Here is a 12002-nt window from a genome sequence, read left to right as displayed (position 1 = left end):
CGGTTTGCGCATGCTGGAGAAGGTCAAGGTTCCAATCCTCGGGATCGTCGAGAACATGAGCGGGTTTACCTGCCCGTCATGCGGCGAGGTCACGCATATTTTCCATCAGGGCGGCGCAAGCAAGATTGCGACCACATTGGGGGTGGCGTTCCTTGGAGCGGTGCCGCTTGATCCGGCGATCGTTGATAGTGGCGACAGTGGCGTGCCGCTGGTCGTCGTCGCCCCCGACAGCCCTGCCGCGCGCGCCTACGGTGTCATCGCTGATACGCTGACGGGCGATATCGCGCCCGCGCCGGGCGTGCAGATTCCGTTTGACTGGCATCTGGACACCGGAGCCGGCAAGCCCGAAGCCGTCACACCCCAACCCGCGATTGCGACAGACCGTCCATTGGCATTGGATTTCGATGCAACGGGTCTGAAGATCCGCTGGTCAGAGCAGACCCAAACCATCGACCCGCGCGATTTGCGACTGGCGTGCAATTGCGCGGCGTGTCGCGACGAAATCAGCCGCAAGCGGTTGCTGAACCCCGCGCAGGTGCCCGCAGATGTCGTGCCGACGCGGATCTGGAGCGTTGGAAACTATGCAATCGGGGTGGCGTTCAGCGATGGGCACGCCTCGGGTATCTATCCGCTTGGCGCGTTGCGCGCGATTGAAACGACGCAGGCCGAAGATGTCTGAGGCTCCCACGCCACGCCGGATACGCGCGCAGGCATCAACGCTTGATGCGCAAACGATGCGGTTTATCCTTGAGGCACCGATCCCGCCCGGCAAGGCGGGCCAGTTTGACGCCCCGGATGCGGACGTGCCGCTGGCTGTGGCGTTATTCGCAATCGACGGTGTGCGCAAGCTGACGGTGAGCGGCGAGACGATTGTGCTGACCTGCGCCCCCGGCCATGACTGGGGCGCGCTCAAAGCGCCGGTTGCCGCTGCAATCCGGGCTGCGTTGGCGCAAAGCGATCAGCCGCTTGGACCGCTGGGGGCTGGGGCAACGCCGCTTATCGGTGACGCGGCGCTTCTGGCAAGGACAAACGAGGTTCTCGACACGCAGGCTAACCCCTCAATCGCCAAGCACGGCGGTCGTGTAAGCGCCGAAAGTGTCAAGGATGGGGTCGTCTATCTGCGTATGTCGGGGGGCTGTCATGGCTGTGCGGCGTCGTCGCGCACATTGCGCGAGGGGGTCGAGCGTATTTTGCGTGCGGCCCTGCCAGCGATCCGCGACATCATCGACCTGACGGACCATGCAAGCGGTGAAAATCCGTTTTATCAGGACGGTTCGGGCCAGCCGCCCACTTTTACGCGCATCGTTCCGCCGGAGCACATCGCATGGAAAGAAGGCGCGTTGACGATCAACCCCGACTATCTGGCACCGCGCCTTGGGTTGGCGCGCGCGCAATTTCTGGCCGGGCTGGAAAGCGGCGAAGTCACGATCACAAACGAGGCCGCGTCCGGCACAGATACAGACATCACCCTTGTAATCGTGCGCACGTCGCTGCGCGCATGGGCGGCCGAGGTGCTGGCAGATGGAACCGCAAGAGAAGTGCCACCGCCGCGACTGACGACGGCGGCGGCGGATCGCCCTGCAAACGCCCTGTCGCGCCGGGTGCGGGCACACCTTGCCGCATTGCCTACCGACAAGCTGCCGATCACCTATGTCGGTCTCGCGCGTGCGTTAGGCCTGTATGCGCCGGGATCGGTGCGCAAGATCACCGCCGCACTCGAGGTCACCATGCGCGAGGATGCCGCCGCCGGGCGCGCGTTCATTGCCGCCCGCGCGGTATCACGCGGCCCTGCTCAAAGCCCCGGCCAAGGCTTTTTCGAACTGGCGCTCGCGCTGGGGCAGGGCCCACGATCTGGCGAAACCGAAGCAGAGTTTCACCACCGTCAAATGGTGGCCAGCGGCACGCCGGCTTGACGGCAGGTGGCACCGCGACGGGCCGATTGGCGATGCGCCTACATACGCAGGTAATACACCAAAAGGTCCAACTGTAGGAACGACAGCACCAATGCGGCGTTCAGCGCCCAGGCCACGCTTAACAATCGCGTCAGATCCTCCCAGAACGGTGCCGCGTTGGGGGCGCATCGCCAGAGTCCGACGACAAGCCAGCCGCAATAGCAGGCCGAAACAAGGATCAGCGCCTGTTGCAAGGCGATCTCGTGCAGATCGAAGGCGGTAAAGCACAGTGCTGCTATGACCGAACTGGCCACGACGCCGTACCCCCAGAAAACCGTGCGCAGCGGTGCTTGTCCCCGCCAAACCCGACGCTCGGCTGCGAAGAACCGCACCAGCGCGGAGTGTCGCCCTGCGTTCTTTATGTCAGGTCTGGGCATGTCCTTGATCCCTGCGGCAAGTGTTCTGAAGGATTGCGCGCCTTTGCCGTGCGGATTGATCGACTCGAGGGTCTCGTGAACGGCTGCAAAGTGCAAGGCCATCGGCCCTGAAGATGGCCTTGCGTATCACCAGAGTGGCGCAGCCGACACCGTGGCAGGGCAGGGCGGCATTGTATCCGTTGGCTCAGGTGATCGGCCGCAAAACCCCGGGGACAACGCGAAGCAAGATCGCGACGCCGTTCCGGCCGATGATCGTCAGCGCCACAACGATCGTTGCAATCAGTGACGCGCCCAACATTCCCAGCGCAAAGAGAAGCTGGCCGTCGATCACCCCGAGATAGGGCGCCAGTGCGCCCGAGATTTGCTGGACCGTATCCAGCGCCACCTTTTGCCCCGAGCGACCAAACGTGGCGGCGGCGGCGCTTCTTGTCTGGGACAGCAATCAAAACTTCGTGCCGCGCTTTGGCAATGTCGATGGCAACCAAAACAGGCCCACCTTGTGCGATAATAATCTCGGTCATAGTCGCTCTCCTTTACGGTGTGGTTGTGCAAAACCACTGTAGGGACCTGAGACCCGGTTATGGCCACCCGGCGCGCACTATTTGATGGCTGCCCAGCAAAAGCTGGAGGATTGGCCCCTCTCGGCGAATGTGTGCATTTGCCTGCCGGGCAGCGGTCGATACTACAACGAAGACCGACCACACAGCGCGATCGGCTACAACGTCCCGATCGACATGCACTATCCCGATGGCGTCACCAGCCCGTTATCGTAAAAGAGCCGGAAAAATCCAGCTTCCGGCGGTCCAAGGTTGGGGAGCAGCGCATCAATTGCAGACATCAAGATCGCAACGGCGGGGCTCGCAGGAAAACCTGTTTCAATTGCCCCGCCACGAATTGACATCAACAGAATTTCGAAAGCTTCGCGATGCAACTATGCAGATATGGCGCGAAATCGAACAGGTTAAAGTGGCCTGATCATAGCTGATCAGCCTCAATCCTGACCCGATCAGTTAACTTTACGGTGGCTGCCCAGACGCTTTGGTCTGGAGCCGGATATTGCAACAGCCGCCCTAGTCCGGCCACGGGTGCAGACAGACTTGCAAGGCCGCGCATCGCCCAGAATGTCGCCTGATTTGATGACACGACCGGTTTGCCGATCTGCGTCTCGATTGCGTCGATCACGTCAAGCGCTGGCATAGCGGTGCAGGACAAGAACAGCGCGTCGATATTCGAACCGTCCAGAGACGCCGCCGTTTGGATCAGCGCCTCTCGGTCAAGCCGCGCCATGTCACGGTCGTCGGCAAGGCCGAAACAGGCGCAGCGTTCGACCGTCATGCCGCCCGCCTGAAAATACGTCACCATCGGGGCCGTGGTTTCCGGAAGGTAAGACGTCAACAACGCGATCCTTTGCACGCCGAGCGTTTTCAGCGCGGCGAGACCGGCAGAGGACGGGGTAATCACCGGCACCCCGGGTCGTGCCTGCGCAATGGCACCCGCCACGACATCGTTGCGGATCGTAACGGATGCCGAGGTACAGGCAAAGGCCACGGCTGCCAGCTCCACTCCGGGCACAAGCAACGCCGCCGCGGCTGCGATATTGGGCCTCATGGCGCACAGATTTTCCGGCGTTGTCGGGTTTTCAAATCGGATGCGTGAGACATGAACGATGCCTTCGTCCGGACGGATCAGGCGCGCCGCGTCGCGCTCGACGGTCAGATCTGTCCCCAATGCGATGAGCCCGAAACGTGGCAGGTCCAGTTCCGGTGCGGTCAAGCGGGGGTGAACTATTTCAATCGGTATGCGGGGCCCCATGATCACAGCCCCGTCTTAGACAACCAGAACCGGGATTGGGGACAACCCGGTGACCTTGTGGGAAACGCTGCCCAGAAAATACCCGTCCACAGAGCCCGCACCGCGTGATCCCAGAACGATCAGATCCGCCTCGTGCTTTCTGGCAAACTCGACGATCGCGCGCGTCGGTTGCCCGGACCGGACGAACGCGCGCACTTCGGCCAACCCGCCCTGAACGGCGATGGCACGGGCCGCATCCGCAATTTGCGTGGCGTTCTCTTGCAGCGCCTGGTCGGGCGTTGCGTGCTTGGTCCCCTGAACCATCGACAGGGATGCCTCGATCATCGAGTGATGCCGGTAGACCGTCAGGATCAGAAGCTTCGCCCCGCTGAGCCGGGCCAGTTCGATGGCCTTCTTCAGCGCGCCTTCGGATTGTGCGGAGCCGTCACAGGCGGCCAGTATCGTATTAAACATTGGCGCCTCAGTTGAATGCGAGATCACGCAGGAACAGCGCAATCTGAGGAAAGAAGATCAGCGCCACCGACACAGACAGCAGAATGGCGATGAATGGTGGTGTGCCGCGGATCACTTCGACATAGGGGCGTTTAAAGACCGCGATGGCGGTGAAAATATCGCATCCGAAGGGTGGCGTCGCCGATCCGATGGCAACCTGCAAGGTGATGATGATCCCGACATGCACCGGGTCCAGCCCGACGGCCTCGACCACCGGCGCGAAGATCGGCACCAGCACCAGAATGACCACGATGGGGTCCACGAACATGCAGCCGATGAAGAAGGCGATAGAGATGACAAAGAGCACGCCGGTCGGTCCCATGTCGTTGATACCAACCGCTCCCAGCACCGTCTGCGGAATCTGTGCGAAGGAAATGATCCACGAAAATGCCGCGCCGGCACCGACCAGAATAAAGACGACCGCGGTGATCAGCCCGGTGGACTTCGCGGTCTCATAGACACCGCGCAGGTCCAACTCGCGGAACACGATGACCTCCAGGATCAGCGCGTATAGCACGCAGGCCGCAGCCGCTTCGGTCGGAGAGAAAATCCCGCCATAGATGCCGCCGATGATGATTGCCGGAAAGCCCATCGGCCAAAGCGCCTTCTGCACCGCCTTGAGCCGCGCAGCCCAAGCGGCCCTGGGTTCGGTCGGCACGTCATGGCGCACCGCATAGATCACCGCGAAGATCGAAAAACACAGCAGGATCAACAGACCTGGCCCGATGCCCGCGATGAACAATTCGGCAATGGAGGTGTTTGAGACCACGCCATAAATGATCATCCCGATAGAGGGCGGAATCAAGAAGGCTATGTCGCTGGAATTGACGATCAGGGCCAGAACGAAACTGTCCTTGTAACCGGCTTGCAGCATGCGGGGCCGCAGCGGCGAGCCGACCGCGACCACCGTCGCCTGCGTCGAGCCCGAAACCGCACCGAACATCGTGCATGCCGCTGCGGTCGATACCGCCAACCCGCCCTTCAGATGGCCGACAAAGCTCATCACCATGTCGATCAGCCGCCCGGCCGATTGTCCGCGCGTCATGATATCGGCGGCAAAGATGAACATCGGCACCGCGATCAGCGATGCCGGGCGGATACCGGCCACGATTTGCTGCACCGCCGTCTCAAGCTGGTCCATGTTGCCGAAGATCAGCAGAAACCCGGTCAACGTGCCCGCCAGCAACGGAATCATCATCGGAAATCCCAGAAGCAGAAGCACGATCATCACGCTGAAAACGGTCCATGCCATAGCTCAGATCTCCCGCTCGTCGTTGTCATAGCCTTCCAGCACGCTGGTCGACAGGTAGATGTCCGGTTCGATTATGTTCTTGATCGCGGTCAGAACGTATTGCAGCCCCGTCAGGAGAAACCCGAGCGGCACCCAGCAGAGCGTGATCCAGACGGGGATCTGCAAAGCGGGCAGCACACGGCCACGCCCCATCGTCGTCAGAAGGAATTGCAGCGAATACCAGGCCAGCCCCAACATGAAGACCGCCGTGACCAAGGAAATCAGGATCGTCAAAGCCTTGCGGGGTTTTGGCGGCAACGCATCGTAAAGAGCTGACATCCGGATATGACGCCCGTGGCGCGCGGCATAACTGATCCCCGCAAATGTAATCAGGATGATCAGGATGCGGTTCAGTTCCTCTGAAAAATAAAGACTTTCGAAGAACACCCGACCGATGACGTTCGCGACAGTATTGGTGGCCATGAGCAGAACGCCAACCGCCAGCATGATGGCTTCGAGTTTGGCAATGCCCAGATCCAGAACCCCCAAAAGGCCCGGAAGCGCTGATGTATCATCGGTCAGAATATCCACATCGGCGTCGCCATGCGGTTTCGGGACGACGCCCGTCGGAGTTGGTTCATCACTGGACACGTTTTCAGTTTTCCAAAGCGCAAGGAGGTGGTGACATGCCGGGCGCAACCTTGGCTACCGCCTGGCATGTCATTGATGTTATTGGGTTGCTGCGTTGGCGGCGTCCAGATCGGCCTTCATCTGGTCAAGGATTTCCTTACCCTTGTCGCCGGTCATCCCGATATAGGCTTCCTCAACCGGGCCGGACGTGGCCATGAATGGCGCGCGCTCTTCCTCGGACAGGATATTGATCGTGATGTCGGGCTTGGCTTCCTTGATGCTTTCAAAGCTCTTTTTGTCAAGTTCTGCCTGATAGCCGAGAATATACTCGAACGCCGCATCCGTGGCGTTCTGGACCAGTTTCTTGTCCTCGTCCGACAACCCGTCGTAGAATTTCTTGTTGGCCATGACGGCAGTGGTGAAGTTGTTGTGCCCGATGCATGTGATGTAGTTGGTGACTTCATACATCTTGGTGGAATTGAGGAAGAAACGCGGGTTTTCCTGCCCCTGAATGATGCCGGTCTGCATCGCGCCATAAACCTCGCCCCACGGCAGCGGTGTCGGCGTGGCACCGAATTGCTTGTAGGATTCCACCAGCAGCGGATTGGTCATCACGCGGAACTTGACGTCGTTGAGATCCTCGGGCGATCTGACCTCGTCCTTGGTGGTCATGCAGACCTCGCCCTCGGGGAACATGGTCAGCAATTCAAGCCCTTGTTCGGCATAGAGAGGCGGAAAGAGTTCCTTGATGGCCTTCGAGGTGCGGAAAAACTCCTGCAATGTCGCTTCGTTCTGTGGCAGCAGATAAGGGACAAAGAACACCTGCGCCTCGGGGATCAACGCACCGGTAAAGCCCGGAGACTGATCGACGAATTGCAAAATACCCGATTGCGCCTGTTCCATCGTGTCGGCGCTTTCACCAAGCGTCCCGAAAGGAAACAGTTGCACGTTGTGATCCGAGTTCGCCTCGATTTCTTCCTTGAATTTCTGCGCGAATACGCCTTGCACCTCGTCGGCGGCCTCTTCATGGGCATACCGCCAAGTGTCTGCAAAGGCGGCGCTTGATAGCGTCAATGCAACGGCGCTGAGAGTCAGGGTTTTAACGTGATTAATCATCAAATCCTCCATTGGTGTTACTCGCCCGAATGCTGCCAACCGGGAACGGGCGACTTCACGCAAAAATGAAATCACTACAATACAGAGTCAATGATAACATTAAATCATTACAATACTGTACCGGCCGTATCAGGCCAATCCGGTCTCTGCGACGATGTCGCTGATGGCACGCAGCGCGTTTCGCAACGCTCCAGTATCGCGAACGCCCAGCGAAATCCGCACCCCCGGCGTCGCGGGCAGCGGACCGATAGAAAACGTCGATCCCGGCGCAACAAAGATACCGGCCTCGCGCGCGCGCCCGACAAGGCGTGTTTCGGACCCGATATCGGGACAGGGCAACCAAGCCTGTAGACCGGCCTGGGCGACACGCACATCGACCTTGGCAAAAACGTCCCGCACGATGCTGCTGCGGCTTTGCAATGCCGCACGCTGCCAATCGCGCAGCGTCGTTGCGGTGCCGTCGGCAATCCAGCGGGCGGCGATTTCATACATCAGCGGGGCCACCATCCAGTTGGTGACCATATGACGTTCATGCGCGATGGCTGCGGCGGATTTTGGCACCACCAGAAAGCCGACCCGCAGACCGGGCAACAGGCACTTCGTAAAGCTTGTGAAATAATAGCAACGTTCCGGTGCGAGCGCCGCAATCGGTGCCAGTGCGCCCGACGGGCCGAGCGGCCCCCAGCCATCGTTCTCGATGATTGCGAAGTCGTGGCGGCGTGCCAATTCTGCGATTGCCCGCCGTCGGTCCGTGCCCATGACATTTGACATCGGACCGGAGCTTGGCATGACAAACAAGGCTTTCACGGGTTCTGCGCGACAAATCTTGTCCAACGCGCCCGGCAGAATGCCCTCGTCATCCATCCTCAAACCTCTGAGGCGCAAACCGAGGCTGCGGCACAGCGCGGGCAACGTATGGTGCCCCATCGATTCAGTGACAATCAGATCCCCGCTATGGGCGACGCTCATGAGCGCAACCGTCATCGCCGAGGTATTGCCGTTCGTCGCAATCACGTCGCAAGGCGCGCGCGCAATCCCGCATCGCATCAGCCATGCATCGACCGTGTCTGCATGTCGAATGGCAACAGAGGATGCGCGGAACGACGACAGTATCTCGTCGGGCAATTCCTCTGCAATCTCGCGCATCGTCCTGCGCATCGCATCCTTCTGGATGGTGTCGACAACGGGTTTCAGCAGGGACAGATCCAGAATCTGGTCCCCGGCGCGCAATGCCGGAAACGGCAGAACACTATCATCCGTCGCGCTGCGCACGAAACTTCCGCGGCCGACTTCACCAACGATATGCCCGGCCTCGACAAGGCGCGAATAGGCGCGGCTGACGGTCTGGACGCTCAGCCCCAGCTGGTAGGACAGTTCACGATGCGTGGGAAGGCGATCACCCGGTTTAAGGGCGCCCCGCTCGATCGCATCTTCGATCGCCTCCATCAGGGATCTATAGCGTGGACGCTTCAGCGCGTCTTTGTCCGGAAGCCAGCAGTCCATGACGGTATCGTCCCCATTTTCATGACATTTGACAAGTGTACGACTTTTGTCGACATGGGAAACGATGAACATGCACCGCCTCGACAGGGGCGGTTTGAAACTCGGGGAATTCCGGCGCGCGACATTCACACCCGGCAGGCCGTGATCCACACGGCCGGATCAGTTCGCGGGCGTGTCGCGATCGTGCAGATCTATCGTTTTCAAACGTACAGGACCAGCCTTCCGCCCCTCGACGTTCCGCTTCCAAACTGATAGGCCTAGGATAGATTTTTCGGCAAACCTGCTTGATCTCATGAAAAATCGTCGCCCCGCAAGAGAGTAATCCTGCGGCACCCCCCACATCGCGATAGAGGCCGACATGTCCGAGACAATTGACCGAACCCACCCGACTCTGGCCGGTGTTTCCGATACAGGTCTGCTCAGGTCGAGGGCGCTTCTTGGCGGTGACTGGGTGTCTGCCGAGAACGGTTCGACGCAGATCGTGACCGATCCGGCCGACGGGTCTGAACTGGGCCGGATCGTCTGCCTGACCGCCAACGACGCAAAACGAGCCGCCAGGGCCGCGCAGGAAGCGTGGCCGGGTTGGGCCGGATTGCTGCCGCAGGAGCGCACCACCATCTTGCGACGCTGGTTCGAATTGGTGATCGAGCACCGCGAGGATCTGGCCAGAATCATGACCGCCGAGCAGGGCAAGCCGATTTCGGAAGCGCGTGGCGAGATCGACTATGCCGCCGCCTTTCTGGAGTTCTACGCAGAAGAAGCCCGGCGCCCGAACATCGAAAGCGTGACATCGCATCTGCCGGAAGCCGAGGTCGAGGTCTGGCGTGAACCGGTGGGTGTCGCGGCTCTGATCACGCCTTGGAACTTCCCCTCGGCGATGCTGACACGCAAGGCGGCAGCCGCGCTGGCGGCGGGGTGCAGCGTGGTGACGCATCCGTCCATCGAGACACCTTACTCCGCGCTGGCTCTGGCAGAACTTGCCAATCGTGCGGGCATGCCGAAGGGGGTTTTCAACGTCATCACCGGCAAGGCACCCGAGATTGTCGGGGCTTGGATGGACGATCCGCGCATTCGCGCCGTATCCTTCACCGGCTCGACCGAAGTTGGCCGGCTTTTGTATCGTCAAGGGGCTGACACGATCAAGCGGCTGGTGCTGGAACTGGGCGGGCACGCGCCGTTCGTGGTCTTTGCCGATGCTGACCTGGAGCATGCGGTGGATGAGGCGATCAAGGCCAAGTTCGCCACGTCGGGGCAGGATTGTCTGGGCGCCAACCGCTTTCTCGTGGAGCGTTCGATATATGACGCCTTCTGCGCCGCGTTTGCAGACCGGACGCGTGCGCTGCGTGTTGGCGCGGGCATCGACGATCCCGATATCGGTCCGCTGATGAACGCCAGGGCCGTGGCCAAACAACAGGAGCATGTCGATGACGCGGTGGCGCGTGGTGCCAGAGTGCTGTGTGGCGGCGAAAGGCATGCGGCTGGCGCGCTGTTTTTCGCCCCGACTGTGCTTGCCGACGTTCCTGCCGATGCAAAGATCATGCACGAGGAAACCTTTGGTCCCGTCGCGGCCATCGCGTCGTTTGACACCGAAGACGAGGCGATCAGGCGCGCCAATGACACCGAATACGGGCTGGTAGCCTATCTGCACACCCAAGACCCGCGCCGCATCTACCGCACCAGCCGCGCCATGCGGTTCGGAATGGTGGCCGTGAACCGCGCCAAGGTCACCGGGGCGCCAATCCCCTTTGGCGGAATGAAGCAATCCGGTCTTGGGCGTGAAGGCTCCCGTTTGGGCCTCGAAGCCTTTACCGAAGTCAAATATGTATGCCGCGACTGGGAACAACGATGAAAAGGCTCTGACACGCGATCAACGTGTCTGTGGTGTCAACCGGGCAAGCATACGCTGACGAAGAGGGGTCTGATGCCGGACGGGGCAGACTCCTATGCCCACATGAGCGTTTTTTTGTTTTCCTGATATTGTCGAGACGACCCCGCTGGTGCGGGATGGTCAAAATATGCGGCCTGTAGAGGCGCTTGAGATGGCAGATCGAACCGATGGTTGCAGCCCGCGTTTACCTCTTTTTGGGGCTTTCTTTTCTTGAAGCATCAGGGCGCGCCGCATGCGTTCAACAACCGGCGGCTTCGCCAGAGCCCGCTGGCGCTGAGACACGCGCCTCTTTGAGATCTGTTTTCTGCGATGCGCGGCAGCCATGTCGGCTTCGGCGTGAAGGCGTGCGCGGACCCTGTTGAAGCGCTCCATCAAAGACGGTGCAAGATGCCCGAGCACGTCGGGCATATCAGCCCCTGACGACAGCTCAGTATGGCGCAACGAGACCGAAATCCGCCGTGACCCGACAAAGCGCGTGAGCTCTTTCAACCCGCTTGCCAGCACATCCTCGGGCTTGCGCACATGGATCGGTTACGGACCCCTCGCTCTTCCGATCCGGACGCCAATTCGCTGCCTTTCTCGGGTTGGTTCCCCGACAAAATTCATCCGGTGGCAAAGAGCGATTGGGGCGGATTACCAAAATGGGAGACGGATATTTGCGTAAACTCCTCGTGGTTGAGGCCACCGCTATTCTGAGGCGTATTGCTGATAAGCAAACGCGAACCGCGAATTGGATCCGCAGCCCGCTAGAACGCAAGGCCTCTCGACTGGTCAGTGTCGCGATCACTGCCTGACAGGGCATTGATAAATGCCCGAGTATCCGTATTGATCAAGTGGGATATTCGTTCCATTTTTGCCTATCCCGCAGCAATGCGTTTGCCATGACGATGAGCTTGCGCATGATTGCTGTGATGGCCAGTTTTACGGCTTGCTTACCGCTCAGATGCCCGAGCTCAGGCATGTCCGTCAGGATCGCACAGGCCGTGACCTTGGCTATGCCG

Annotated in this window: 12 protein-coding genes and 1 pseudogene; 4 read left to right on the top strand and 9 right to left on the bottom strand. The window is 60.3% G+C overall.

All coding sequences use genetic code 11. From position 1 onward, the window contains the following. Together ACN0SD_RS20060 and ACN0SD_RS20055 are read left to right on the top strand one after the other, a co-directional pair. Positions 1-679 (top strand): P-loop NTPase (locus ACN0SD_RS20060; RefSeq protein ID WP_417809959.1); only part of this gene is annotated, 679 nt, incomplete at its 5' end. Next, entirely contained in the window at positions 672-1913 is a 1242-nt protein-coding gene (locus tag ACN0SD_RS20055; protein ID WP_417809958.1) for a NifU family protein, read from the top strand. The genes ACN0SD_RS20060 and ACN0SD_RS20055, both read left to right, overlap by 8 nt. 38 nt (positions 1914-1951) lie before the next feature. On the opposite strand, the gene ACN0SD_RS20050 is transcribed toward ACN0SD_RS20055, so the two are convergent. The 8 genes from ACN0SD_RS20050 to ACN0SD_RS20015 form a co-directional block, all read right to left on the bottom strand. Continuing rightward, entirely contained in the window at positions 1952-2329 is a 378-nt protein-coding gene (locus tag ACN0SD_RS20050) for a hypothetical protein (protein ID WP_417809957.1), read from the bottom strand. Between the two features lie 184 nt (positions 2330-2513). Further along, a complete protein-coding gene (locus ACN0SD_RS20045) occupies positions 2514-2771 on the bottom strand; it encodes a hypothetical protein (RefSeq protein ID WP_417809956.1) in 258 nt (85 codons plus the stop codon). 533 nt (positions 2772-3304) lie between these two features. Continuing rightward, positions 3305-4141, bottom strand: a complete 837-nt coding sequence (locus tag ACN0SD_RS20040; RefSeq protein ID WP_417809955.1) for an ectoine utilization protein EutA — start codon at positions 4139-4141, stop codon at positions 3305-3307. A 15-nt stretch (positions 4142-4156) separates the two neighbouring features. After that, entirely contained in the window at positions 4157-4594 is a 438-nt protein-coding gene (locus ACN0SD_RS20035; RefSeq protein WP_417809954.1) for a universal stress protein, read from the bottom strand. Between the two features lie 7 nt (positions 4595-4601). After that, positions 4602-5885 (bottom strand): TRAP transporter large permease, encoded by a 1284-nt coding sequence (locus tag ACN0SD_RS20030; RefSeq protein WP_417809953.1) that lies wholly within the window; start codon positions 5883-5885, stop codon positions 4602-4604. Between the two features lie 3 nt (positions 5886-5888). Next, positions 5889-6446 carry a TRAP transporter small permease gene (locus ACN0SD_RS20025; protein ID WP_417809960.1) on the bottom strand — a complete coding sequence of 186 codons (558 nt, stop codon included), beginning with the start codon at positions 6444-6446 and terminating at the stop codon, positions 5889-5891. Positions 6447-6593: 147 nt separating this feature from the next. Next, on the bottom strand, positions 6594-7610 hold the full coding sequence (gene dctP / locus ACN0SD_RS20020) for a TRAP transporter substrate-binding protein DctP (RefSeq protein ID WP_417809952.1): 1017 nt from the start codon (positions 7608-7610) through the stop codon (positions 6594-6596). 129 nt (positions 7611-7739) lie between these two features. Continuing rightward, complete coding sequence (locus tag ACN0SD_RS20015; RefSeq protein ID WP_417809951.1) at positions 7740-9113, bottom strand: PLP-dependent aminotransferase family protein; 1374 nt, start codon at positions 9111-9113, stop codon at positions 7740-7742. Between the two features lie 358 nt (positions 9114-9471). Here ACN0SD_RS20015 and ACN0SD_RS20010 point away from each other — a divergent pair, with 358 nt between their 5' ends. Beyond that, positions 9472-10962: an NAD-dependent succinate-semialdehyde dehydrogenase gene (locus ACN0SD_RS20010; RefSeq protein ID WP_417809950.1), complete on the top strand. Its 1491-nt coding sequence runs from the start codon at positions 9472-9474 to the stop codon at positions 10960-10962. Between the two features lie 159 nt (positions 10963-11121). Here the strand turns inward: ACN0SD_RS20010 and ACN0SD_RS20005 are convergent, their stop codons facing one another. After that, positions 11122-11409 carry a hypothetical protein gene (locus ACN0SD_RS20005; RefSeq protein ID WP_417809949.1) on the bottom strand — a complete coding sequence of 96 codons (288 nt, stop codon included), beginning with the start codon at positions 11407-11409 and terminating at the stop codon, positions 11122-11124. Between the two features lie 119 nt (positions 11410-11528). Between ACN0SD_RS20005 and ACN0SD_RS20000 the strand changes: the two are divergent. Continuing rightward, positions 11529-11786 (top strand): annotated as a pseudogene (locus ACN0SD_RS20000) (transposase); the annotation flags it as partial. Positions 11787-12002 lie beyond the last annotated feature (216 nt).

Origin of the sequence: Thioclava sp. (assembly GCF_048263065.1) — a bacterium.
Classification (GTDB): Bacteria; Pseudomonadota; Alphaproteobacteria; order Rhodobacterales; family Rhodobacteraceae; genus Thioclava.
The sequence above is the reverse complement of the archived record's forward strand: the minus strand, read 5'-3'. Positions and strand labels throughout refer to the sequence as shown.